This window comes from Aeromonas sanarellii (assembly GCF_000820085.1).
Taxonomy (GTDB): domain Bacteria; phylum Pseudomonadota; class Gammaproteobacteria; order Enterobacterales; family Aeromonadaceae; genus Aeromonas; species Aeromonas sanarellii.
Window position 1 is genome coordinate 1 of record NZ_CDBN01000004.1, and the last position, 23724, is coordinate 23724.

Genomic DNA, 23724 nt, shown 5'->3' on the forward strand with positions numbered 1-23724 from the left:
CCCGGGACATGGCTATAATAAGCCGCTTATTTTTGTCCCGGGTTTGAGGCCATGCTAGAAGAGCTTAACGCCAAAGAGAAATACAGTTTCAACAAGCTGCAGAAACGCCTGCGGCGCAACGTGGGCCAGGCCATTGCCGACTTCAACATGGTTGAAGAGGGTGACAAGATCATGGTCTGCCTGTCCGGCGGCAAGGACAGCTTTGCCATGCTCGACATCCTGATGAGCCTGAAGGCCAGCGCCCCCATCCATTTCGATCTCGTGGCCGTCAACCTGGATCAGAAGCAACCCGGCTTCCCCGAGCACGTGCTGCCGGAATACCTGAGCACCCTCGGCATCGACTTCAAGATCGTCGAAGAGGATACCTACGCCATCGTCAAGGAGAAGGTGCCGGAGGGCAAGACCACCTGCGCGCTCTGCTCCCGCCTGCGCCGCGGCATCCTCTACCGTACCGCCCAGGAGCTGGGTTGCACCAAGATTGCCCTCGGCCATCACAGGGACGACATCCTCGAGACCCTGTTCCTCAACATGTTCTACGGCGGCAAGCTGAAATCCATGCCGCCCAAGCTGGTGAGCGACGACGGCAAGAACGTGGTGATCCGCCCGCTCGCCTACTGCAAGGAAAAAGACCTGGTGCGCTATGCCGAGGTCAAGGCCTTCCCCATCATCCCCTGCAACCTGTGCGGCTCCCAGGAGAACCTGCAGCGCCAGGCCATCAAGCAGATGATGCAGGAGTGGGATCGCCGCTTCCCCGGCCGTCTCGAAACCATGTTCACCGCCATCCAGGACGTGATCCCGAGCCACCTGCTCGATCACAAGCTGTTTGACTTCAAGAGCATCAACCGGGACTCCGGCATCATCGACGGGGGTGACAAGGCATTCGACCCGCCCGAGCTGCCCAAGGCGCCGCTGCTGGACATCGACGAGATGGACATGCTGGACGTGATCGAGGTGCGCTGAGCTCCCTGCCAGCGAGCACGAAAAAGGAGCGCCATGCGCTCCTTTTCTTTGCCTGTCTGGCACCCGGCTTCTTCAGCCCTTGTGCAACCAGGGGGTCAGCCGCAGTATCTCTCCCTGCAGTTGCAGCCTGCCGTTGGCAAAGGCCGCCAGCTGGGCATTGCTCAGCAGCAGTTGCCCCTGCTGCCAGGGCACCGCCTCCTGGCGGGCGCCCTCGACTAGGTAGGCCGTCCCCGAAGGCGCCACCAGGGAGAGGCGCACCCCTTCCATCCGCGGCAGGAAATACTTGCCGACCATGCCGGCCATCTTGTCGAGCAACTGCTGCATCTGCTGCTGGCGCAGGGCGATCTCCGCCAGCGGCACCTCGGGGGTGGCGGGGGCGTCAGCCATCACCTGCACCGACATGTCGCAGGCGGCGTGTGGCTCGGTGAGCTCGACCACCACGGTCGCCTTGTCCAGATTGAGATCATCGTCGTAGGGCAGGCGCAGCTCGCTGTCCACCGTGACCTCGGCAGGCACATCCCTGTCCGGGGTCGAGACCCTGGCCGAAGTGAGCAGGCAGCGCCGGCCATTTTGCGGATCGGTCAGATAAAACCCCAGCCTGGCGTGGCCGAACTCCCCCTTGGCGAAGGTTTTCATCTGGCTGTAGAAGGTGCCGTAGGCCAGCTCCAGGGACGGCGCCGCCTGCCCCAGCATGGGCACCAGCAGCAGGGCCGCCGCCACCCCGTGTCGATTCGTCATATGCCATCCTCTTGCATCTTGCCTTCTCCTCGGCCGACATCGGCCATCGCCACGGCCTGCCCGTCAGGCATTGAAATGGTCCGGCCCCTGCCCACCGGCGTTGTCCGCCACCTCGGTCACCTCCACGGCGACGCCGCACAGATCCCGGTAGAGGATCCCTTTGCAGTTGAAATAGAGGGGCGCCACCCAGATAAGCCCCAGCCCCATGGGCACCAGCGCCAGGAAGAAGAGCGCCAGCATGACCCCGTGCAGCAACACTATGCTGGGCCAGCCGCGGGCAAACAGCCTGAGGGAGACCAGAATGGCCTGGGCCGGTGACAGGCCGCGCTCCAGCACCAGGGGGACGGTGAACACCAGACCCATGCCCACCAGGGCAGAGGGAATGAAGGCCAGCATCACCGGCAGTCCCAGCAGTTCGAACAGGGGGCCGAACAGGCTGGTGATCAGGCTGCCGAGCAGGCTCAGGCTCCCCAGGCGCAGGAAGTGGCGAAAGAAGTCGAACACCTGGCTCGGCCGAGCCCGCACTCCCACCGACTGCTGCAACCCCAGCATGTCGAGGGAGGAGGTCATGGGGGACATGATCACTGTGATGAGCAGGCTCAGGATCAGGGCCATGTCCATGTCACCCCCTTCCTGGGCGACATGGGGGGCCAGCAGGGTATTGCTCAGCAGGATCCAGATTGCCATGACACCGGCGATGGCCAGCGCCAGGCCGAAACCGGTCCGCCGGGTCTGCTGCCACGCCTCTTTCAGCACCCCTTGCAGGTCCAGACGGTATCCCTGGCTGAGGGACTGTTCGAGGGTTCCACCGATCCGCATTCTATTACTCAATTGACTATCCAACATTCACTAGCGACTGATCCAAGGTGGCACATTATAGCGGTTTGACCAGGCATGCGTAGCCGTTTTTCCTGTTATCTTCCGTTCAGAAAGCCGTTGATACCAGCCGCAAAAATACGGCCAGCCCTGGCAGCGCACTCCGTGGCTTGGCCCCCGCCGTCAACGGGCGTAGGATGATGCCTGGACCCGTCAGACTCTGGTGCACTCATCGGCGGGTTCCTCCCCCCATCGCTCACACAAGGAGAACGGCCATGTCCGAACTGACCCTCTATCTCGCCCCCGGCACCTGTGCCATGGCGGTCCGCATCGCCCTGGTGGAAGCCGGCGCCCCACACAGGGTCAAGCGCCTCGATCTGGCCGCCGGCGAGCAGCGTACTCCTGAATATCTGGCCATCAATCCCAAGGGCCGGGTGCCGGCCCTGGTCACCGAGCAGGGCGTGCTGACCGAGACCCCAGCCCTGCTGCTCTACGTGGCCCAGCGCTTCCCGGAGGCCAAACTGGCCCCCCTGGAGGACCCCTTCCTGCTGGCCCGCATGCAGGAGGTACACAGCTTCCTCGCCTCCACCGTGCACGTCGCCCACGCCCACGGCCGGCGTGGCAGCCGCTGGGCCGATGAGGCGCAGGCCATCGCGGCCATGCTGGCCAAGATGCCCCAGAACATGCGCGAGGGTTTCGACCAGATAGAGCGCCACTACCTGACCGGTCCCTGGGTGCTGGGGGAGCGCTTCAGCCTGGCCGACATCTACCTGTTCGTGGTGGCAAGCTGGCTCGAGAGCGATGGGGTGGCCATCGACGAGTTTCCCGGGGTGGTGGACCACTACAGGCGTATGCAGGCCCGCCCCGCCGTGCAGGAGGCGCTCGCCGTCTGATCCCGCCCCACTCTGTCGCTCTTCCCTCGAGGCACCGACCCCGCTCCCGGGCACCCGGTTCCCATGACCTGACGGGTGCTCTTCTGGCACCCTTTCTTCCTCTTTGATCCCCATCACTGAGATCGTTTTCACATTTTCGTCATCTGTACCTAGACCCGTTAACGGTTAGCGCCTATCTTTCGCATCAACGACGCAACCGGTTGCGTAACCGGTTGCCCTGCTCAATATCGGATATGCGGTCACAAACCGCCGAGGTGCTGTATGAAACGAGGCAAGCTGCTCAACGCTCCCCTGAGTTCGCTGGTGGCCCACATGGGCCATACCGACGAGATCACCGTCTGCGACGCCGGGCTGCCCATACCGGCGGGTCCCGAGCGCATCGATCTGGCGCTGATGGCAGGCACTCCCAGCCTTGACACAGTGCTGAGCGCCCTGCTCACCGATCTGGTGGTGGAGAAGGTGATCATGGCGAGCGAGATCAAGCTGATCAGCCCCGCCGCTCACCAGGCGCTGGTGGATCAGCTGGAGGCGCACGCCGCTGCCCAAGGCAAGCCCATCACCATCGAGTACTGCATGCACGAGGCATTCAAGGCCCGCACCCGCCAAAGCAAGGCGATTGTGCGCAGCGGCGAGGTGACCCCCTACGCCAACCTCATCCTCTGCGCCGGTGTGGCGTTCTAAGTCTTGGAGGAAGCAGCCATGAGCACAAGCTCCCCGCTCCCCTCGCCCATTCTGGAGCTCGCCGGGATCGTCAAGACCTTCCCCGGGGTACGCGCCCTCGATGAGGCGGGCCTCAAGGTCTATCCGGGCCAGGTGATGGCCCTGCTCGGCGAGAACGGCGCCGGCAAGTCCACCCTGATGAAGGTGCTGACCGGCATCTACCAGGCCGATTCGGGCAGCATCAGCTATCGCGGCCAGCCGGTTCACTTCAAGGGGCCCCGCGACTCCCAGGATCAGGGGATCAGCATCATCCACCAGGAGCTGAACCTGCTGCCGGAATTGTCGATTGCCGCCAACATCTTCCTCGGTCGCGAGCCCCGTACCCGTTTTGGCAGCATTGACCACAAACAGCTGCGCGAGCGGGCCAGCGGTCTGCTGGCCCGTCTGGGCGTCAGACACGGCCCAGACACCCGACTCGGGGATCTCTCCATCGGCGAACAGCAGATGGTGGAGATCGCCAAGGCACTCTCGTTCGATGCCAGCGTCATCATCATGGACGAGCCCACCGATGCGCTGACCGACACTGAGACAGAGCAGTTGTTCACCGTCATTCGCGAGCTGCGCCAGCAGGGCTGTGGCATCGTCTACATCTCCCACCGTCTCAAGGAGATCTTCGAGATCTGCGATCGGGTCACAGTGCTGCGGGACGGCAAGTGGATCGGCGAGCAGGCGGTGAGCGATCTCGACGAAGACAGGATCATCGAGATGATGGTGGGCCGCCGGCTGGAGGAGCAGTATCCGCGCCTGGTGCGCGAGCTCGGCCCGATCAGCCTGCAGGTCAAGGATCTGGCCGGCCCCGGCGTGCGCGGGGTGAGCTTCTCCCTGCGTCAGGGGGAAATTCTGGGCTTCAGCGGCCTGATGGGCTCCGGCCGTACCGAGCTGATGAAGCTCATCTACGGCGCCTGCCCCATCAGCGGCGGTGACATTACCGTGGATGGTCACGCCCTGGTCCCCAAGAGCCCGGCCGATGGCCTGGCGGCCGGCATCGCCTACATCTCCGAGGATCGCAAGGGGGACGGCCTGGTGCTGGAGCTCTCCGTGCGGGAGAACATGAGCCTGTGCGCCCTCGGCGAGTTCATCCGCGCCGGCAAGATTGACGGCCAGGCCGAGCGCCAGGCGGTGGGGGACTACGTGCGCATCTTCAACATCAAGACCCCGAGCCAGGATCAGCTGATCAAGCTGCTCTCCGGCGGCAACCAGCAGAAGGTGGCCATCGCCAAGGGGCTGCTGACCCGGCCCAAGGTGCTGATCCTGGACGAGCCGACCCGCGGTGTCGACGTGGGGGCCAAGAAGGAGATCTATCAGCTCATCAACCAGTTCAAACAGGAGGGGATGAGCATCATCCTGGTTTCCTCCGAAATGCCGGAAGTGCTCGGCATGAGCGATCGCATCCTGGTGATGCACGAGGGGCGCATCAGCGCAGAGTTCAATACCCGGGACGCCAATCAGGAGAAGCTGATGGCGGCCGCCGTGGGTAAACAGTGGCAAGCAGAGCAAGAGGCAGCACAATGACAACCCAAACCCTTCCCCGCCGCGGCATCATGAGCAAGGCCTGGTGGATCGAGAACAAATCCCTGGTGGCGCTGCTGGTGCTGATCGGCGTGGTCTCCTTCCTGAGCCCGAACTTCTTCACCGCCGACAACCTGCTCAACATCCTGCGCCAGACCTCGGTCAACGCCATCATGGCGGTCGGTATGACGCTGGTCATCCTCACCGCCGGCATCGATCTGTCGGTCGGCTCGGTACTGGCCCTGTGCGGCGCCCTGGCCGCCACCATGGTCGCCATGGAGCTGCCCATCGCCCTGGTGATCCCCCTCACCCTGGGGGCCGGCGCCCTGCTCGGCGGCATCAGCGGTCTCATCATCGCCAAGGGCAAGGTGCAGGCCTTCATCGCCACCCTGGTCACCATGACCGCCCTGCGCGGCATCACCATGGTCTACACCGAGGGGCGCCCCATCTCCACCGGCTTCAGTGACGGCGCCGATCACTTCGCCTGGCTGGGGACCGGCTACCTGCTCGGCCTGCCGGTGCCCATCTGGTTGATGGCCATCGTCTTCCTGCTGGCCTGGTACCTGCTCAACCACACTCGCCTGGGCCGCTACATCTACGCGCTGGGCGGCAACGAGTCGGCCACCCGCCTCTCCGGCATCAATGTGGATCGGGTCAAGCTCGCGGTCTACGGTCTGTGCGGCATGCTGTCGGCACTGGCCGGGCTCATCGTCACCTCCCGCCTCTCCTCCGCCCAGCCGACTGCCGGCATGGGTTACGAGCTGGATGCCATCGCCGCCGTGGTGCTGGGGGGCACCAGCCTGATGGGGGGCAAGGGCCGCATCATGGGGACCCTGATAGGCGCCCTCATCATCGGCTTCCTCAACAACGCCCTCAACCTGCTCGACGTCAGCTCCTATTACCAGATGATCGCCAAGGCCAGCGTGATCCTGCTCGCCGTGATGATCGATAACAAAAGCAACCGTTGATACCACAAGCCACACACAAGGAATGAAATGATGAAAAAGCTCAATACCCTGCTCGCTGCCGCCATCATGTCCGTGCTGGGTACCGCCCAGGCCGCCGATCAGACCCTGGCCATGGTGGTCTCCACCCTCAACAACCCCTTCTTCGTCACCATGAAGGAGGGGGCTGAAGCCAAGGCCAAGGAACTTGGCTACGAGCTGGTGGTGCTGGACTCCCAGAATGACCCGGCCAAGGAGCTCTCCAACGTGGAAGATCTCACCGTGCGCAAGGTCAACGCCATCCTGATCAACCCGACCGACTCCGAAGCCGTGGGCAACGCCATCCGTCTGGCCAACAAGGCCAGCATCCCGGTGCTGACCCTGGACCGCGGTGCGGCCCAGGGTGAGGTCAAGGCCCACATCGCCTCCGACAACGTGGCGGGCGGCAAGCTGGCCGGCGACTTCATCGCCGAGAAGCTGGGCAGCGGCGCCAAGGTGATCCAGCTCGAAGGGATCGCCGGCACCTCCGCCGCCCGTGACCGCGGCGAAGGCTTCGCCCTGGCGGTGGCCACCAACAAGCTGGAAGTGCTCGCCTCCCAGCCCGCCGACTTTGACCGCACCAAGGGTCTGAACGTCATGGAGAACCTGCTGGCGGCGCACCCGACCGTGCAAGCCGTGTTCGCCCAGAACGACGAGATGGCGCTGGGGGCCATTCGCGCCGTGCAGGCCGCCGGCAAAGAGGTGATGATCGTGGGCTTCGACGGCACCGACGATGGCAAGGCCGCCGTGGCCAAGGGTAAACTGGCCGCCACCGTGGCCCAACAGCCCGCCCTCATCGGCGCCATCGGCGTGGAAACCGCCGACAAGGTGCTCAAGGGCCAGCCGGTGGAAAAATCCATCCCGGTACCGCTGCAGATCGTCAACAAGTAAGCGCGAGGGGGAGGCTCGCCTCCCCCTTTCTTCGGCAGAGCCTCCCGATCTGGGCCCACCCAGATCAGGATGTTCTCAACAAGGGTGATAGGAATGAATCGTCTCGTAGTCCTCGGCAGCGTCAATGCGGATCACGTGCTGCGTGTCCCCCACTTTCCCCGCCCCGGTGAAACCCTGACCGGCCACAGCTATCATGTGGTGCCCGGTGGCAAGGGTGCCAACCAGGCGGTGGCCGCCGCTCGGTTAGGTGCAGAAGTCTCCTTCATCGCCCGCATCGGCGATGACGCCATCGGCCGCCAGATGAGAGAAGGCTTCGCCCAGGACGGCATCGACGTGAGCGCCGTCGCGCTCGACCCCAAGCTCCCCACCGGCATCGCCATCATCTATGTGAGCGACGAGGGGGAGAACAGCATCGGCATCTCCGCCGAGGCCAACGGCGCCCTCACCCCGGCCGTGGTGAAAGGCCACGAAGGACTGATCGCCGCTGCCCACACCCTGTTGCTGCAGCTGGAAGTGCCCCTGGAGACTGTGCTGGAGGCCGCCCGTCTGGCCCGTGCCCACGGCACCCGGGTGGTGCTCAACCCCGCGCCTGCCCGACCGCTCTCGCAGGAGCTGCTGGCGCTGGTGGATCTCATCACCCCGAACCAGACCGAGGCGGAGCTGCTGACCGGGGTCAAGGTCACCGACGAGGCGAGTGCGGCCCAGGCCGCCGCCCGCTTCCACCAGATGGGCATAGCGGAGGTGATGATCACCCTGGGTTCCCAGGGGGTCTATTGCAGCAACGGGACACTACAGCAACTTATTCCAGGCTTTCGGGTCAAGGCGGTGGACACCACGGCAGCAGGCGACACCTTCAACGGTGCCCTGCTGGCGGCCGAGCTCGCCGGCGCAGACTTCCACGACGCGGTGCGCTTCGCCCACGGCGCGGCGGCGCTCTCGGTGACCCGCTTCGGGGCCCAGAGCTCCATCCCGAGCAAGCAGGAGGTGGAATCCTTCCTCCTTGAACAGACGGCGCAGGGACACTGATGGCCAATATCAAGGAGGTGGCGGCGCAGGCGGGGGTCTCCACCACCACAGTCTCCCATGTCATCAACGAGACCCGTTTCGTGGCCGAGGAGACCCGGGAGCGGGTCTTCGCCGCCATGCGCGAGCTCAACTATGCCCCCAGCCTGGTGGCCCGCAGCCTCAAGGTGAAGGAGACCAACAGCATCGGCATGCTGGTTACCACCTCCAGCAACCCCTTCTTCGCCGAGGTGGTGCGCGGGGTGGAGCGCTACTGCTTCGAGCAGGGTTACAACCTCATGCTGGGCAACACCGAGGGACAGGCCGAGACCGCCCTCTCCTACCTCAAGATGATGCTCAGAAAACGAGTGGATGGCCTGCTGATCATGTGCAGCGAGGGGCAGCAGGAGGTGTTCAACCAGCTCGACTGGCTCAAGAGCCTGCCGGTGGTGGTGATGGACTGGGGCATGGAGAACGGCGAAGTGGATCTCATCGCCGACAACTCCCATCGCGGCGGCTACCTGGCGACCCGCCACCTGCTGGGGCTGGGCCACACCGCCATCGGCTGCATCACGGGTCCCCACAAGCGCGCCCCCGCCGATCAGCGGCTGGCAGGCTTCGAGCAGGCGATGCAGGAGGCGGGGTTCGCCGTCAATCCGGCCTGGATCCAGGAGGGGGACTTCGACTGCGCCAGCGGCGCCGCCGCCATGGAGCGTCTGCTGGCACAGCCCGTGCGTCCCAGCGCTCTTTTTGTGTGCAACGACATGATGGCGATGGGGGCCATCAGTGCCGCCCATCAGGCGGGGCTGGTGATCCCGCGCGACCTCTCCATCGTCGGCTATGACAACGTGGCACTGGCCCAGTATATGTCGCCGCCGCTCACCACGGTCAACCAGCCCAAGGAGGAGCTGGGCCGCCTCGCCGTCACCCGGTTGCTGGCTCGCATCAACGGCGAGCAGATAGACAATCGCAGGATCACCGTGGAGCCGGATCTGGTGATCAGGAACTCCTGTGCCCCCTTCCCCTCCACGGACGGCAAGGCCTCCTGAGGATCAGAAGATACGAGAAGGGCGGCCCGAGCCGCCCTTTTTCATTTCCTTGTCCCATCAATAGGGCTCGCGCTGCTTGAGCACGTCGCCCTGCCCCGACGCCTCCGTACGGTTCAGGCGCCGCAACCCCAGTTGCCTGGCAAGGGGGTGCAGCAGGGCAAGGTGATCGGAGGGGTCGGGCAGCCAGTAGCGGATCGGCCAGCCCGCCTGCAAGAGCGCGGGAATCCGGCTGCCGAGCTCACCCAGCGCCAGCACGCAGTCACGCTGGCGCACCTTGTCCAGCAGGGCCGCGTCCTCCGTCAGGGTCGGCAGCGCCAGGATCAGTGCTCCTTGTGGCAGGGACGGCAGGAAGGCCAGCACATGGGCCAGTTGCGACGGCTGGCGCAGCGCCAGCAGCAGGGGCTGGCGGAGATCCGCGTCCATCAGCAACCTGGCCACCACGGGACCGAGAACGCCGCGCTCCTGCATCCAGTCCACGTCACACACCTGCTGCCCCACCCGCCAGCGCACGCCGATGGCCGTCACCCACTCTCCCCGCTCGTCTTGCAGGGGCTCGAAGACGGTCTCCAGGGGCGAGGGCGCCGCCCCCGCCAGCCACTCCCGCAACTGGTGCAGTTGCCGCTGGTTCATGCTGAGGGTCGCCTTCATCGCCGACTGGTACCAGACCAAGGTGCCATTGCTGCGTTTGGCTTCATTCAGTGCCAATATAGCCTGCTCCAGCAGCTGCTCGGCCTCCTCGCCCCCCTCGACCCTGGCCACCCCGAAGCGGCAGGCGAGGTCGAAACTGCTCTCCCGGGTCACGAACTCGAACTGCAGCAGATTCACCATGGCCTCCATGCGGGCCTCGAGCTCCTCATGGTCGGTGGCCAGCACCACGGCAAATTCATCTCCCCCCAGGCGATAGGCCAGGCCGGGGCAGGCTTGCCGCAGTCTCGCGGCGACCGCCTGCAACAGGCGATCACCGACCTGGTAGCCGAGCAGATCATTGACCTGCTTAAACCGCTTGAGATCGAGCACCACCAGGGCCTGGATCCGGCCCCGCTGCAGGGACTGCCTGAGCTGCCCCTGCAAGGCCCGGCGGTTGCCCAGCCGGGTCATGGGATCGAGCAGGGAGAGCCGGCGATTCTGCAGGTTGGTGCGGATCAGGGCGAAGACCAGCACGCCCCCCATCACCAGCAGGATCAGCTGCCAGATCTGGATCCAGAACAGGCTCTGACGCAGCTGGTGGAGTGACGCCTCCCGCTCCTGACCGGAGAGGATCTGATCCCCTATCAGCTCCACCTGGCGGGTCAGGTCGGCAATCCGGACCAGCGCCCGATCGAGGGCCTCGCCCTTTTGCAGCGCACCAGCCTGGACCTGGGGCTCCAGCATCTTGATCTCGTCAAACAGCTTGGTCAGCACCTCGCCCAGCCCATGCCGGGCGCGGGCATCTGCGGTTTCGGTGCCGACCAGAAACACATCCAGCCGGTTCCACAGCAGATCGTAATCCAGGCTCAGGGTCTCCATGTCGAGGCCGTCGGCCCGGTAGAGGCGCAGGTCGTAGAGGAAACGCTGGGATTCCAGCATCACCTGGCTGATGTTCCAGTGGGTGTTGCGGTAGAAGATGTCGACCAGCTGTTCGTGCCGGCTCTGCAGATAGAGGCCCCACACGGAGGAAAACAGGAAGCAGAGCGAGATGGCGGCCAGCAGCAGATTGTGGCGCTGTCGACGGGTCACTTGACGACCTCGATGCGGATCGTCTGCCAGACCATGTTGTTGTGGATGGCGGAGACATCCATCTCGGGGTGCGCCGAGAGAGGGATCAGCAGCCAGAGCGGCCCCTTGTTGCGGCGGGTCAGCGGCTTGCCATCCTGGTGGCGCACCAGGGTGAGCGGCACCTTGGCAAACAGGGAGAGATCGACCCGTTGCCGGTAGCCATTGAGCGCCACCACATCGAGCACGCTGGCCCCGGCGGCCCCTTGCGCCGCCAGCACGCTGACCAGGGTCGGACCGCGGTAGCGGTGGACACCGACGGTCCAGGGGGTGGCCGTCTCGAATTCCACCTGGGGCAAGGCGGCCAGTGCCGCCTCGTCCAGGGTGACTTCCCGCTTGTCCGGCAGGATCAATTGCAACAGGGGAGTAGCAGCCTGAGTCCCGAACGAGATCAGCACCAGCAGAAGGGAAATGAACCCGAACTTTCGAATATCCATATATGTTGCGCCAGCCACATCCTTGTTGTTGGAGTCAGTGTGGCGACTTCATAGAGCCAATGCAACTGTGTTTATTCTCAATAGTTATGAGCCACGCATCTCCATCCAGTTGTGCCCCTCTATCTGTCTGGGCTGGTGCACGCCGCAGCTTTGCAGCAGTTCGTCCACGAAGGCAGGCACCAGCAGGGATGCCGGGCCGTAGCGCTTCTCGTCAAACTGGCTTCCCACCTCGCTCGGCTCCAGATTGAGCTCCACTGTATGGGCTCCGTTCAGGCCGGCCTCATGCACGAAGCCGGCAGCCGGATACACGGCGCCGGACGTACCGATGGAGAGGAAGAGATCGCACTGGGCCAGGGCGGAATAGATGCGATCCAGCCCAAGCGGCATCTCGCCGAACCAGACCACATGAGGCCGCAGCGGCTGGGGCAGCTGACAGCAGGAGCAGAGCTCGTGCTGGTGGAGATCCCCGCGCCATTCGATCACCTGGCCCGACCCCGGGCAGCGCGCCTTGAGCAGCTCCCCGTGCATGTGGATGAGGTTCTTGCTGCCCGCGCTCTCGTGCAGGTTGTCGATGTTCTGGGTGATCAGGGTCACGCGCCCGGGCAACAGGCGCTCGAGGCGGGCCAGGGCATAGTGGGCAGGGTTGGGGTGGATCTCGTCCCGCTGCAACTGATGGCGCCGGGCATTGTAGAAGCGTTGCACCAGTTCGGGATCTCGCGCATAGCCCTCCGGGGTCGCCACGTCTTCCACCCTGTGTTCCTCCCAGAGGCCATCACAGGCCCGAAAGGTCTTGATACCGGATTCGGCAGAGATGCCGGCACCGGTGAGGATCACGATATGTTTGGCTGACTGCACCATGGTTGTTCTCCTCCAACGGGTGACAGGCTGACCTTAGCACAAGAGAGGGGGGCGGCCCATTCGCCCTTGGTCTTATGGCCGGGCAGCAATACGACCCGCCAGGACGCTCAAGTCCAGCCTGGCGAAGACCATCTCCCGCCCCGTCACCAGGGTCAGCGGCAGCCCCAGCCCCTTCAAGAGCGCCAGCATGGGCCGATTCTGGCCCAGCACCTCGGCGGTCCACTCCCGGATCCCCTCCCCGTGCGCCAGCAGGGCCAGCGCCAGCAGGATGCGCCGCCCGGCGCCGCGATGCTGGAAATGATCCGCCACTATGCAGGAGAACTCGGCCCTGTCGGGATGCAGGCGCCGGCGCACGGACTGGGCCATGGCCAGCGGCAGGCCCTGCTCATCGGTGAGCAGCAGCCCTATCTGGGGCGCCCTGGGGTAGTCGAGAAAGAGCGCGAGCTGCTCCGGGGTCGGGGGCTGCTTGGCGCGCATGAAGCGCAGGTAGACGCTTTGCTCGCTCAGCGCCTCATAGGCGGCCCGCACGCGCTCGGGATCGCTGCCAGCCAGCTCCTGCAGCCGGCAGCGCACCCCGCCCACCGTCATCTTCACCGGCAGGGAAGCCCGCGAGACGGGGGGCGTCCAGCCGTTCAATCCCCTGTCCAGGCGCGCCTCATCGAGGGGCCAGCAGAGATAGTGCGGCACGGCTTACCAGCGCCCCGCCATGCCGTAGTCCTGCCACTGGGCGGCGTCGAGCAGATTGAAGGGATCATCGAGGTAGAGGGCGATGCCGAGCTCCCTGGCCCGCTGGATGAAGCGGGCCAGCAGGGAATCCGCGGCCATCGCCTCCAGCTCGGGCAGCATGTGCTGCCCCAGCAGCAGGGATTGCAGCGGCAGACGCTCCAGCAGATCGAACGGCAGGTGCTGAGCGTTGTCGAGCAGCAGGGCCAGCCTCGCCCCCGCCAGGCTCGCCTGTAACACCAGGGCGAAGCGATCCGCATGGCTCAGCAGGTTATCCCGCCGATGGATGACCAGGGTCAGCTCGCTCGCCGGACGCCCGTGGTGCTCCAGCCAGGCCTTGAGCGGTTCCCAGTGTGGCGACAGGCCGTTCAGGGTCAGCCAGACGGGCAGCGTGAACGACTCCGCCTCCGCCAGCAGGCCAAGCTGCCCCCTCTGTTCCCCCTGCCAACTGCGGATGGTTCGCTTCAGGCCGCCGAGTCGGCGCCGGCGCTGGGGCCCCAGATAGAGCACCTTGAGCAGCCGCAGCAGATCGTCGCTCTGCAGCGGCTTGGCCAAGGCCGCCAGCACGTTGAACCCCGCGTCGTGCAGCAGACGCCTGGCCCCGTCGATCAGGGTCTGATCGTGGGCGGAGAGCAGTATGATGGGCAGGCCGCTGTGACGATATTGGGGATGGCTCATCAGCAGGCTGATGGCATCCTGCTCCGCCAGGCTGAGATCGCAGATAAGCAGCCCCACGCCCCCCTCCTCCAGGGCCCGCAGGCAACCTTCGCCATCCTGCACCCAGTGGCAGGGTGTCCCCAGGGCCTGGATCTCCTGCTGGATGCAGGCACCCTGGAAGGGGTGATCCTCGAGCAGCAGGATCTGCAACCGGGCAAGCCAGGCCCGCCACTCCCGCTCCCGTGCCTGCACCCCTTCGAGCCAGGGATCGGACAGGCGATAGATCCCCACTCCCGGGGTCAGCAGCTGCGGCAGGTAGTCGGCCCCGGCATGGGAGGCGGGATCGAACAGGGCGATGGCCCCGGCGGCAAACAGTCCCTCCCATTGCCAGCCGGCATCGGGCAGGGTGCGATGCAGGCTGGCGTAGGCCGGCAGGCCCGCCGCCTTCGCCGCCTGATGGGAGGCGGCGTCCAGGGCATAGACGCTGACGGGGTGAAACACGGGCCCCTGGCTGTCATCCGACTCCAGCAGGGCCAACAACTCTTCATCGGTGATGATCATCTCATGCTCTTTCGCCCAGTTGCCGACAGACCTCTTCCACGGCCAGCCTCAACTCAGTTGCAAGGGGGTGGTCGGGGGCCTCCTGCCAACGGTCGATCACCCGGACCAGCGAGGTGGCCCCCACCATTTTGGCGGCCCCCTTCATCTTGTGTAAAGCCGCATTGAGGGCATGGGGGTCCCCTTGTGCGAGGCACTGCTCAATGTCCGCCAGCTCCTGGCGAACCGAGGTCAGGTAAATTCCGATGAGGGCCGGGCTCAGCAGCGCGGACAGGGGCATGGCCTGAGGAGCCTGTGCCACCTCAGCGCCGTTGCGACCGGAGACGGTGCGCAGCAGGATGGCCAGCTCCTTCAGCAGCACGGGCTTGTCCAGATGACCCTGGCAGCCGCACTCGGCGAGCCGCTGCGCCGCCTGCTCGCTGAGATCGGCGGTGATCACGTAGACCGGCAGATGCTGCCAGTGTGCCGAGGTCCGCAGCTGCCTGCACAGCTCGGCCCCGTCCATCACCGGCATCTGCAGATCGGTCAGCACCAGATCCACCGTCTCCGATCGCAGGATGTCGAGGGCCAGGCGGCCGTTGGCGGCGCTCAGTACCCGGGCCCCCAGCTGACCGAGCTGCATGCTGATCAGCACCCGGTTCACTTCGTGATCTTCCACCAGGAGCACGCGCAGGCCGGCGCCCGGCAGATCCCTGATCTCCTCCCCCGCCTGGGCAAGCCTGGGTTGCAGCAGGCTGACCACGGAGCCCGGGATCCAGGGCTCCCCCTGCCAGGACCAGGCGCGCAGTCCCCGCTCATCCACCAGGACGCCGAGGCCGGGGGCCATCCCATCCTCGGCGACCCCCAGCTCGGCGAGCCAGGGACGCAGGTAGGCCTGCTCCTCGGGGGGCAGTTGCAGGGACAGCCGCTTGACTCTGGGCTGCCAGGGCGCTTTCTCCTGCACCTGTCTGAGGGGCCAGACACAGATGAAGCGGCTGCCGCCGGTGGCCACGGGCTCGACCCGGATCTCGCCGCCCATCTGCTCCATCAACTGGCGACAGATGGCGAGCCCGAGCCCCGTGCCCTGGGCCCGGATCTGTCCCGGCTCCTCCCCCTGCTCGAAGGGCTGGAACAACCGGGGCAGCAGCTCGGCGCTGATGCCGGGCCCCTGATCGTCCACGCCGCACCAGATCCACTCCCCCTGCCGGCGAGCCCACAGCACCACTTCTCCCCGCTCGCTGAACTTGATGGCGTTGGAGAGCAGGTTGTGCAGCACCTGCTGCACCCGGTGGGGATCGAGCTCCATCAGGGCGGGCAGCGCCGGATCCAGGTTGAGGCGCAGCTGCAGATGCCGGGAGCGCGCCTTGGACCAGTGCACCGCCGCCACGTGTTCGCACAGCTCCACCAGATCCGTGGGCTGCAAGGAGAGCCGCAGCTGGCGCGTCTCGTTGCGGCTGAAGTCGAGTACGTCGTTGAGCAGCCCCAGCAACTCGTTGCCCGCCTGCCTGACGTGCGCCAGCACCGAGGCCTGCTCGGCAGAGAGCTCGGTCTGATCCAGCCACTCCAGCAGGCCGAGCATGGCGTTCATGGGGGTGCGGATCTCGTGGCTCACGGCGGCCAGGAAACGCCCCTTAGCGAGCACGGCCTGCTGGGCCTGCTCGTGGGAGAGCTGCAGGGAGTGCTCCTGCTCCACCCTGCTGGTCACATCCTGCACCACCCCGTAGACGCGCCACCCCTCCCCCTGGCGACGTCCCCTGCCGGAGAACTGCAGCCAGCGCAGCCCCTTGGCTGGGTGCTGGTAGCGCAGCAGATGGGAGAAGGGGCGTCCCGCCTGCAACATGGTCAGCATGGGAGCCCGCATCTCGCGCCTGTCCTGGCGAGAGATGCGAGTGAGCGTCTCGTTGGGATTGCTCCGGATCTGCTGGCTGGCCAGCCCCAGCAGCTCGTGGCTGCCGCGGCTCACAAACTCCACCCGGGTGATGGCCCCGTCCAGCAGGGTGAATTGCAGCACTACGCCGGGCACCGTATTGGTCAGGGCCCGCAGGCGCCGCTCCGCCTGGCGCAGCAACCGGGTGCGCTCGCGCAGGGCGCTGATGTCCGAGAGGGCGATGAGATCCCCGGCCGGGGCCTGCGGCCCCAGGCGCAGCGGGATCTGGGCATAGGAGTAGACCTGCTCGTGCAGCGCCAGCTCCCCCTCCGCCCCCTGCAACTGGGGAGCAGGCAGCACCAGATCGGCGGCGTAGCGCGCCTCCATCCGCTTGGCCCGCTTGTTGCGCTTGATCACCTCCCCTTTGTCATTGCGAAGAAACACGGGGACCGGCAGCGCCTGGAAGAGGGATTCCCGGAACTTGCTCTCCAGCGCCAGCGCCTGCTCCGCCTTCTGGCGCTCCCGCGCCTCCTGGGCCAGCTGCTGGCGGGAGCGCCAGATCAGCCAGATCACCGCCATGCTGATCACCAGGGCCAGCATGACGGAGCCGAGCCAGAAGCCGTAGCTGACCCCCTCCTGCTGGTTCAGGACGAGACGCCGCCAGCGCTGATCCAGCTCGTTCACCTGGCGATCGTTGATGGTCATCAGGCTCTGCTCCAGCACCCCCGCCAGTCTGGACTGGCCCGGCCGGATGGCAAAGCCGAGGCCAAAGCGCTGGGGCAGCTCAGTGATGGCGAGGTCACTCAACTGGTTGTTGCGAAGGGGATACTGCAGCTGGTACAGCTCCGCCAGCATGGCCTGGGCATCGCCGTGCTGTACCGCCGCCAGCCCTTGCAGCAGGTTGTCGGTCACTTCCCACTCGTGCTGGCCGAAGCGGGCTAGCAGGCTGGTGTCATAGAGCATCCTGGGGACCATCACCTTGCCGCTGACCTCCGCCAGGGATCTGGGGGCCCCCTGCTTGCGGCTGACCAGGGCGTAGCGACTGGTCGCCACCACCCGGGTGAATTCAAACTCCGACCCCAGCGCCGGAGACTCCAGCAGGCCGGCCATCATGGCTGCCTCCCCGCTGCGCAGCTTGGCCAGCGCCTCCTCCTTGCTGGCGGCTGGCACCAGCTCGAAGCGCAGCCCCGTCTGCCGACTCACTTCCCGCAAGACATCCGCACTCCAGCCGATGAGCTCTCCCTGCTGGCTGACGCCGCTGTAGGGCATGAAGCCGGGATCCGCCACCACCCTGATGGTGTGGGCCTTGCCCACGAGCCAGGCCTGCTCCTTGTCGGTGAAGTGCAAGGGGTTCACATCCTGCTCGCTCTGGGGCAGGTAACGCCCCAGATCCCGATAGAGGCTGCCCGGCGGCAGGAAGCGGATCGCCGTGTCCACCAACTCGCGCAGCTCGGGCTTGTCTCGCATCATCAGCCGGTAGCTGATCACCAGATCGTCGCTGCGCAGGCGACGCAGCCTGAGCCCCTCGTCCGGGTACTCCCGCATCAGGTAACGCAGTTGCAGATAGTCGCCGAGGTAGGCGCTGCCCCGCCCCGCCACCAGGGCGCCGTACCAGTTCTCCGCCTCGGTCAGCTGCAGCTGGGATGCGTGGGGATAGAGCCGCGTCAGGATGTCCTGTGCTTGCCAGATGGGCGACATCAGAAACCTGGCCTTATCCAGCTCCCCCCGGTAGAGAATGGCGGACTCCGCCTCCAGCATGGCCCGGCTCAGCCCCATGCCGGACGGTGAATGCCGCAATGGTCCCACATGGGGAACGAGATCGCAGCGCCCATCCTGCAGGGCCTGCAGGGTCGCCGCCCAGCTGGGCAGGGTCTCGAAGCGCAGCGGCACCGGCAGCAGTCCTGCCAGGCGCGTCACCTGATCGATGAGCAACCCCCCCTGCTCTTCCAGATAGGGAGGGCGCTGCAGGGCGGGATAGCAGAAGGTCAACCCGGTGAGCGAGTCGGCATAGGCCTGGGTACCGGGTGACAGGGGAAGCATGGCGGCACGCAGTGGCAGGGCCAGCAGCGCGCCGGACAGGAGCAGGATTTTTATCATCGAAACGGAAAAGCCAGGCGGTTGCCTGGCTTTTTGTCACTCGTTGGGTTCAACATTTTCTACCCTGGCCTTGAGCTTCTGGCCGGGCCGGAAGGTCACCACGCGACGGGCGCTGATGGGAATATCCTCCCCCGTCTTGGGGTTGCGTCCGGGACGCTGGTTCTTCTCGCGAAGATCGAAGTTACCGAAGCCTGAAATCTTGACTTGCTCACCACGTTCAAGCGCTTGTCTGATCTCCTCAAAGAAGGCTTCCACCATATCTTTGGCTTCACGCTTGCTCATCCCGAGCTGGGTGAACAGGTGCTCTGCAATGTCGGCTTTGGTAAGCGCCATAGATCAATCCCTCAAGGATGCATTCAACTCTTCACCAAGGGCCCGCACGACATTGTCTACGGTCTCGGCGATCTCTTTCTCCTCCAGGGTGCGCTGGGTGTCTTGCAACACGAGACTGATGGCCAGGCTCTTCTTGTCCTCTGCCATACCAGCACCCTGGTATACGTCGAACAAGTTTATTCCAACTAACTGATTTCCGCCAACTTTTTTAATTACTGCCAGAACGTCGCCTGCCAGGATCTGTCTGTCCACCACCACGGCGATGTCGCGGCGGTTGGCCGGGAAGCGGGATACTTCGGCCGCAACCGGCACCTTGGCCGGGGTCAGCTTGTCCAGCTCCAGCTCGAACATCACGGCCCGGCTCTTCAGTCCCAGCTTCTTCTCGAGGCTCGGGTGGATCACGCCGATATGGCCGATCACGGCGCTATTGCGCAGGATCGCCGCGCTCTGGCCCGGGTGCAGGGCGCTGTGCTCGGCACGCTCGAAGGTGAAGGTGGCCCCTTCGGCAGTCAGATCCAGCACCGCTTCCAGATCCCCTTTCAGATCAAAGAAGTCGGCTGCGCGGCTCTTGATGTCCCAGTGCTCGTCACCCTGGTTGCCGGTGATGATGCCGGCCAGCATGGGCTCCTGACGGATACCGTTCTCGGCATTCTCGTCCTTGATGAAGCGCAGGCCCTGCTCGAACAGGCGCACCCGCGGCTGCTGACGGTTCTGGTTGTAAACCACGGCCTGTACCAGACCCGGGAACAGAGAAACGCGCATGGCGGACATCTCGACCGAGATCGGGTTCGGCAGCACGATGGCATCGCTCTGCGGGAACAGAGTCTGCTGAGCCTTGGGATCGACGAAGCTGTAGGTGATCGCTTCCTGGAAGCCGCGGTCAACCAGCAGGTCGCGCACCCGCTTCAAGGTCACCTGCCCTTCGGCCTGCTCCACCATCGCTAGCGATGCGGCAGGTTTGAGGTTCGGGATGTTGTTGTAGCCGTAGATCCGGGCCACTTCCTCGATGAGGTCTTCCTCGATGGCGATGTCGAAACGCCAGGAGGGTGCCAGCGCGGTCCAGCCGTCAGCCTCAACGGTTACCTGCATGCCAAGGCGAGTCAGGATCTCGACCACCTGAGCATCCGCCACGCTGATGCCGATCACCTTGTCGAGCTTGGTGCGGCGCAAGCGGATGGGGGTAGCCTTCGGCAGATGGGCCTCGGATTTGACCTCGATGACCGGACCGGCTTCGCCGCCGCAGATATCCAGCAGCAGACGGGTGGCCCTGTCCATCACCTTGGCCTGCAGCTCGGGATCCACCCCGCGCTCGAAGCGGTGGGAGGAGTCGGTGTGCAGACCGTAGGCACGGGCACGACCGGTGATGGAGAGCGGCGCGAAGAAGGCGCACTCCAGCAGGATGTCGGTGGTGCTCTCGGAGACACCGGTGCGATCGCCGCCGAAGATACCTGCCATGCAGGCAGGGCCCTGGGCATCGGCAATGACGAGCGTGGTCTCTTTGAGCTTCACCTCGTTGCCATCGAGCAGGGTCATGGGTTCGTCGGCCTTGGCGCGGCGCACCACCAGTTCCCCTTCAAGCGTCGCCAGGTCGAAGGCGTGCATCGGCTGACCGTATTCCAGCAGCAGGAAGTTGGTGATATCGACGATGGCGTCGATGGAACGGATACCGCCACGGCGCAGCTTCTCCTGCATCCAGAGCGGGCTCTGGGCGTGCAGGTTCAGCCCCTTGATGACGCGGCCCAGATAACGGGGGCAATCGGCCGGCGCTTCGACCCGGATCGGGAAGGTGGCGTCTATGGTGGTAACAGCCGGCGTCCAGCTCGGCTCGACCACGTCCACGCTGTTGAGCACGCCGATCTCGCGGGCGAGCCCCGCGATGCCGAGGCAGTCGGCACGGTTCGGGGTCAGATCCACGTCGATGCTGACGTCGTTGAGCGCGAGGTAGTCGCGGATATCGGTCCCGATGGGGGCGTCAAGTGGCAGCTCGATGATGCCATCGGCTTCGACGTCGATCCCCAGCTCGCTGAAGGAGCAGAGCATGCCATGAGACGGCTGGCCACGCAGCTTGGCTTTCTTGATGGTGAAATCGCCCGGCAGGGTCGCCCCGACCTTGGCCACGCACACTTTGAGGCCCTGACGGCAGTTCGGCGCGCCGCAGACGATGTCCAGCAGCTCGGCCTCGCCCACGTTGACCTTGGTCACCCGCAGCTTGTCGGCGTCCGGGTGCTGGGCGCACTCGACCACTTCACCCACCACCACGTTGTTGAACTGGCCGGCCACCGCTTCCACGGCGTCCACTTCCAGACCGGCCATGGTGATCTGCTCGGCCAGTGCGTTGTCACTCAACTCGGTGCGGACCCACTCCATCACCCAGGATTTACTGAATTTCATGTTCTCTCGCCCTTACTTGAACTGCTTGAGGAAGCGCAGGTCGTTTTCAAAGAAGGCACGCAGGTCGTTGACCCCGTAACGCAGCATGGTCAGGCGCTCGACGCCCATGCCGAAGGCAAAGCCGGAGTATTTTTCCGGATCGATGCCGACCGAACGCAGCACGTTCGGGTGTACCATGCCGCAGCCGAGCACTTCCAGCCACTTGCCGTTCTTGCCCATCACGTCCACTTCGGCGCTCGGCTCGGTGAACGGGAAGTAGGAGGGACGGAAGCGGATGGTCAGGTCTTCCTCGAAGTAGTTGCGCAGGAAGTCGTGCAGGATCCCCTTGAGCTCGGTGAAGCTGGCATGCTCGTCGACCAGCAGGCCTTCGACCTGGTGGAACATGGGGGTATGGGTCATGTCGTAGTCGTTACGATAGACGCGGCCCGGCGCTATGATGCGGATCGGCGGCTGCTGATGTTCCATGGTGCGGATCTGCACACCGGAGGTGTGGGTACGCAGCATCAGATCAGGATTGAAGTAGAAGGTGTCGTGATCGGTGCGGGCCGGGTGGTGAACCGGGATGTTCAGCGCATCGAAGTTGTGGAAGCCATCTTCAATCTCGGGACCACGGGCAACCTTGAAGCCCATCTCGCCAAACAGGCGCTCGATGCGCTCTATGGTGCGGGTCACCGGGTGCAGACCGCCATTCTCGATGCGGCGGCCCGGCAGGCTGACGTCTATGGTCTCTGCAGCCAGCTTCTGGTTGAGCACGGCGACTTCGAGCGCTTCACGACGCTCGTTCAGGGCATCCTGAACCTGCTGTTTGGCCTGGTTGATCACGGCGCCCGCGGCGGGACGCTCTTCGGCAGACAGGGCTCCCAGGCCCTTCATCTGCTCGGTAAAAAAGCCTTTTTTACCCAGATATTTGACCCGGATTTCGTCGAGGGCGGCGATGTCGCTCACGCCCTCAATTTCGGCCCTGGCTTGGCCGACTACTTCTTCAAGCTGTTGCATGTCTTCCTCGTCACCACTCCCGGTACAGGAGCCTTTAGGCTAAATAAGGTCAAGAGGGGAATAATACAAAAAAAGCCCCTTCGCTGACCATAGTTATGGTGGGCTTTTCTCCCTGCAAATCATTTTGTTATATCAAGTGAGCCCCAAGTGCTGCCTCACTGTATGTCGATATGGTGATCAATATTAGTTTGTTGGCATATGACGAATGCCGCGTCTCTTGATCAGGCTGGCTACCTGGCCGTCATAAAACAGCAGGCAACAAAAAAGGAGGCCTGAGCCTCCTTTTTATCATCTATAAAACAGAACCGGATTAAACCAGAGCTGCTTTGGCCTTTTCAACCAGGGCGGTGAAAGCCAGCTTGTCGTGAACGGCGATATCGGACAGGATCTTGCGATCGATCTCGATGGAAGCCTTCTTCAGACCGTCGATCAGACGGCTGTAGGACAGGCCGTTCTGACGGGCTGCGGCGTTGATACGCGCAATCCACAGCTGACGGAACTGACGCTTCTTCTGGCGACGGTCACGGTAGGCATACTGACCAGCTTTGGTTACCGCTTGTACCGCTACGCGGTAGACACGGGAACGGGCGCCGTAGTAACCCTTGGCGGCTTTCATTACTTTCTTGTGACGAGCACGAGCGGTCACACCACGTTTAACTCTTGGCATTTTTCACATCCCCCCTTATGCGTACGGCAGACAAGCGACAACACGTTTGTGGTCGGCAGCGGAAACAAAGAACTTCGGTCCCAGCTGACGCTTACGCTTGCTGCTCTTCTTGGTCAGGATGTGACGCAGGTGGTTGTGCTTGCACTTGAAGCGACCTGAGCCAGTCTTCTTGAAGCGCTTTGCGGCGCCCCGGTTGGTTTTCATCTTCGGCATTTCATACTCCGCATTGTGAGTGACAACAAAATCGCAAGGCGAACCAACTCATGGAGCAAGCCCCATGAGTCAATTTCTTGTGGGCCTTAAGATTTCTTCTTGGGTGCGAGGACCATCACAGCTTGACGGCCTTCGACTTTCGGGAACGATTCGACTACGGCCAGCTCTTCCAGATCGTTCTTGACTCGCTCCAGAACCTTGATACCAAGATCCTGGTGGGCCATTTCACGACCACGGAAGCGCAGGGTGACCTTCGCCTTGTCCCCGTCTTCCAGAAAGCGAACCAGGTTGCGTAGTTTTACCTGATAGTCGCCTTCGTCGGTGCCAGGACGGAATTTGATTTCCTTGACCTGGACGACTTTCTGCTTCTTCTTCTGTTCTTTGGTGGTCTTGCTCTTTTCGTAGAGGAATTTGCCGTAATCCATGATCCGGCAAACGGGCGGCTCAGCGTTCGGACTGATCTCGACCAGATCCACTTCGGCCTCAGCGGCCAAGTTCAGTGCTTCCTGAATGGAAACGATGCCAAGGGCTTCGCCATCCAGACCAGCCAAACGAACTTCTTTCAGACGGATCTCTTCATTGATCCGGTGAGCGCGGGCTTGCGGTTGCTTGCCCAGTTTTTTTCCGCCTTTTAT

At 64.2% G+C, this 23724-nt stretch carries 22 protein-coding genes; 8 read left to right on the plus strand and 14 right to left on the minus strand.

The window, feature by feature from the left end:
• Window positions 1-51 precede the first annotated feature (51 nt).
• Window positions 52-960, plus strand: coding sequence for a tRNA 2-thiocytidine(32) synthetase TtcA (ttcA, locus tag BN1132_RS00745; RefSeq protein WP_042074174.1), 909 nt, complete (start codon window positions 52-54; stop codon window positions 958-960).
• 72 nt (window positions 961-1032) lie between these two features.
• Here ttcA and BN1132_RS00750 read toward each other — a convergent pair whose 3' ends face one another.
• Window positions 1033-1698 (minus strand): DUF2987 domain-containing protein, encoded by a 666-nt coding sequence (locus tag BN1132_RS00750; protein ID WP_042074176.1) that lies wholly within the window; start codon window positions 1696-1698, stop codon window positions 1033-1035.
• Window positions 1699-1761: 63 nt separating this feature from the next.
• Window positions 1762-2517, minus strand: a complete 756-nt coding sequence (locus BN1132_RS00755) for a DUF2189 domain-containing protein (RefSeq protein ID WP_042074177.1) — start codon at window positions 2515-2517, stop codon at window positions 1762-1764.
• Between the two features lie 272 nt (window positions 2518-2789).
• On the opposite strand from BN1132_RS00755, the gene BN1132_RS00760 reads away from it, so the two are divergent.
• The 7 genes from BN1132_RS00760 (at window position 2790) to BN1132_RS00790 (ending at window position 9561) form a co-directional block, all read left to right on the plus strand.
• Entirely contained in the window at window positions 2790-3407 is a 618-nt protein-coding gene (locus BN1132_RS00760; RefSeq protein ID WP_042074179.1) for a glutathione S-transferase family protein, read from the plus strand.
• Between the two features lie 261 nt (window positions 3408-3668).
• On the plus strand, window positions 3669-4088 hold the full coding sequence (gene rbsD / locus BN1132_RS00765; RefSeq protein ID WP_042074180.1) for a D-ribose pyranase: 420 nt from the start codon (window positions 3669-3671) through the stop codon (window positions 4086-4088).
• Window positions 4089-4106: 18 nt separating this feature from the next.
• Window positions 4107-5639 carry a ribose ABC transporter ATP-binding protein RbsA gene (gene rbsA / locus BN1132_RS00770; protein ID WP_042074182.1) on the plus strand — a complete coding sequence of 511 codons (1533 nt, stop codon included), beginning with the start codon at window positions 4107-4109 and terminating at the stop codon, window positions 5637-5639.
• Entirely contained in the window at window positions 5636-6604 is a 969-nt protein-coding gene (gene rbsC / locus BN1132_RS00775) for a ribose ABC transporter permease (protein ID WP_042074184.1), read from the plus strand. Before rbsA ends, rbsC begins: the two co-directional genes overlap by 4 nt.
• Window positions 6605-6634: 30 nt before the next feature.
• Window positions 6635-7510, plus strand: coding sequence for a ribose ABC transporter substrate-binding protein RbsB (gene rbsB / locus BN1132_RS00780; protein WP_042074185.1), 876 nt, complete (start codon window positions 6635-6637; stop codon window positions 7508-7510).
• 93 nt (window positions 7511-7603) lie between these two features.
• Window positions 7604-8536: a ribokinase gene (rbsK, locus tag BN1132_RS00785; RefSeq protein WP_042074186.1), complete on the plus strand. Its 933-nt coding sequence runs from the start codon at window positions 7604-7606 to the stop codon at window positions 8534-8536.
• The gene (locus BN1132_RS00790; protein ID WP_042074187.1) at window positions 8536-9561 is read left to right on the plus strand and encodes a substrate-binding domain-containing protein; all 1026 of its coding nucleotides are present in this window, start codon (window positions 8536-8538) and stop codon (window positions 9559-9561) included. The genes rbsK and BN1132_RS00790 overlap by 1 nt, the downstream gene beginning before the upstream one ends.
• A 57-nt stretch (window positions 9562-9618) precedes the next feature.
• Here BN1132_RS00790 and BN1132_RS00795 read toward each other — a convergent pair whose 3' ends face one another.
• The 12 genes from BN1132_RS00795 to infC form a co-directional block, all read right to left on the minus strand.
• Window positions 9619-11277, minus strand: coding sequence for a GGDEF domain-containing protein (locus BN1132_RS00795; protein ID WP_042074188.1), 1659 nt, complete (start codon window positions 11275-11277; stop codon window positions 9619-9621).
• Window positions 11274-11750, minus strand: a complete 477-nt coding sequence (locus tag BN1132_RS00800; protein WP_042074189.1) for a putative pterin-binding protein — start codon at window positions 11748-11750, stop codon at window positions 11274-11276. The genes BN1132_RS00795 and BN1132_RS00800 overlap by 4 nt, the downstream gene beginning before the upstream one ends.
• 84 nt (window positions 11751-11834) lie before the next feature.
• The gene (cobB, locus tag BN1132_RS00805; RefSeq protein WP_042074190.1) at window positions 11835-12608 is read right to left on the minus strand and encodes a Sir2 family NAD+-dependent deacetylase; all 774 of its coding nucleotides are present in this window, start codon (window positions 12606-12608) and stop codon (window positions 11835-11837) included.
• Between the two features lie 72 nt (window positions 12609-12680).
• Window positions 12681-13295 carry a GNAT family N-acetyltransferase gene (locus BN1132_RS00810; protein ID WP_042074191.1) on the minus strand — a complete coding sequence of 205 codons (615 nt, stop codon included), beginning with the start codon at window positions 13293-13295 and terminating at the stop codon, window positions 12681-12683.
• Window positions 13296-13298: 3 nt separating this feature from the next.
• Window positions 13299-14549 (minus strand): response regulator, encoded by a 1251-nt coding sequence (locus tag BN1132_RS00815; RefSeq protein ID WP_042074192.1) that lies wholly within the window; start codon window positions 14547-14549, stop codon window positions 13299-13301.
• A 1-nt stretch (window position 14550) separates the two neighbouring features.
• Complete coding sequence (locus BN1132_RS00820; protein ID WP_042074224.1) at window positions 14551-18471, minus strand: ATP-binding protein; 3921 nt, start codon at window positions 18469-18471, stop codon at window positions 14551-14553.
• A gap of 54 nt (window positions 18472-18525) precedes the next feature.
• A complete protein-coding gene (gene ihfA / locus BN1132_RS00825) occupies window positions 18526-18822 on the minus strand; it encodes an integration host factor subunit alpha (RefSeq protein WP_005300715.1) in 297 nt (98 codons plus the stop codon).
• Between the two features lie 3 nt (window positions 18823-18825).
• The gene (gene pheT / locus BN1132_RS00830) at window positions 18826-21213 is read right to left on the minus strand and encodes a phenylalanine--tRNA ligase subunit beta (RefSeq protein ID WP_042074193.1); all 2388 of its coding nucleotides are present in this window, start codon (window positions 21211-21213) and stop codon (window positions 18826-18828) included.
• Between the two features lie 12 nt (window positions 21214-21225).
• The gene (gene pheS / locus BN1132_RS00835; protein ID WP_042074194.1) at window positions 21226-22209 is read right to left on the minus strand and encodes a phenylalanine--tRNA ligase subunit alpha; all 984 of its coding nucleotides are present in this window, start codon (window positions 22207-22209) and stop codon (window positions 21226-21228) included.
• 310 nt (window positions 22210-22519) lie between these two features.
• Complete coding sequence (gene rplT, locus BN1132_RS00840) at window positions 22520-22876, minus strand: 50S ribosomal protein L20 (protein ID WP_010674800.1); 357 nt, start codon at window positions 22874-22876, stop codon at window positions 22520-22522.
• A 15-nt stretch (window positions 22877-22891) separates the two neighbouring features.
• Entirely contained in the window at window positions 22892-23089 is a 198-nt protein-coding gene (rpmI, locus tag BN1132_RS00845; protein ID WP_005300673.1) for a 50S ribosomal protein L35, read from the minus strand.
• Between the two features lie 86 nt (window positions 23090-23175).
• Window positions 23176-23724, minus strand: a complete 549-nt coding sequence (gene infC / locus BN1132_RS00850; protein WP_042026159.1) for a translation initiation factor IF-3 — start codon at window positions 23722-23724, stop codon at window positions 23176-23178.

Bases quoted from the DNA above. Each gene is read 5' to 3' on its own strand.
- rbsK (WP_042074186.1), top strand. From the start codon at position 7,604: ATGAATCGTCTCGTAGTCCTCGGCAGCGTCAATGCGGATCACGTGCTG.
- BN1132_RS00800 (WP_042074189.1), bottom strand. From the start codon at position 11,750: ATGGATATTCGAAAGTTCGGGTTCATTTCCCTTCTGCTGGTGCTGATC.
- BN1132_RS00760 (WP_042074179.1), top strand. From the start codon at position 2,790: ATGTCCGAACTGACCCTCTATCTCGCCCCCGGCACCTGTGCCATGGCG.
- rbsC (WP_042074184.1), top strand. From the start codon at position 5,636: ATGACAACCCAAACCCTTCCCCGCCGCGGCATCATGAGCAAGGCCTGG.
- pheT (WP_042074193.1), bottom strand. From the start codon at position 21,213: ATGAAATTCAGTAAATCCTGGGTGATGGAGTGGGTCCGCACCGAGTTG.
- BN1132_RS00750 (WP_042074176.1), bottom strand. From the start codon at position 1,698: ATGACGAATCGACACGGGGTGGCGGCGGCCCTGCTGCTGGTGCCCATG.
- BN1132_RS00790 (WP_042074187.1), top strand. From the start codon at position 8,536: ATGGCCAATATCAAGGAGGTGGCGGCGCAGGCGGGGGTCTCCACCACC.
- rbsB (WP_042074185.1), top strand. From the start codon at position 6,635: ATGAAAAAGCTCAATACCCTGCTCGCTGCCGCCATCATGTCCGTGCTG.
- BN1132_RS00815 (WP_042074192.1), bottom strand. From the start codon at position 14,549: ATGATCATCACCGATGAAGAGTTGTTGGCCCTGCTGGAGTCGGATGAC.
- rplT (WP_010674800.1), bottom strand. From the start codon at position 22,876: ATGCCAAGAGTTAAACGTGGTGTGACCGCTCGTGCTCGTCACAAGAAA.
- cobB (WP_042074190.1), bottom strand. From the start codon at position 12,608: ATGGTGCAGTCAGCCAAACATATCGTGATCCTCACCGGTGCCGGCATC.
- rbsA (WP_042074182.1), top strand. From the start codon at position 4,107: ATGAGCACAAGCTCCCCGCTCCCCTCGCCCATTCTGGAGCTCGCCGGG.
- BN1132_RS00755 (WP_042074177.1), bottom strand. From the start codon at position 2,517: ATGCGGATCGGTGGAACCCTCGAACAGTCCCTCAGCCAGGGATACCGT.
- rpmI (WP_005300673.1), bottom strand. From the start codon at position 23,089: ATGCCGAAGATGAAAACCAACCGGGGCGCCGCAAAGCGCTTCAAGAAG.
- ttcA (WP_042074174.1), top strand. From the start codon at position 52: ATGCTAGAAGAGCTTAACGCCAAAGAGAAATACAGTTTCAACAAGCTG.
- ihfA (WP_005300715.1), bottom strand. From the start codon at position 18,822: ATGGCGCTTACCAAAGCCGACATTGCAGAGCACCTGTTCACCCAGCTC.
- rbsD (WP_042074180.1), top strand. From the start codon at position 3,669: ATGAAACGAGGCAAGCTGCTCAACGCTCCCCTGAGTTCGCTGGTGGCC.
- pheS (WP_042074194.1), bottom strand. From the start codon at position 22,209: ATGCAACAGCTTGAAGAAGTAGTCGGCCAAGCCAGGGCCGAAATTGAG.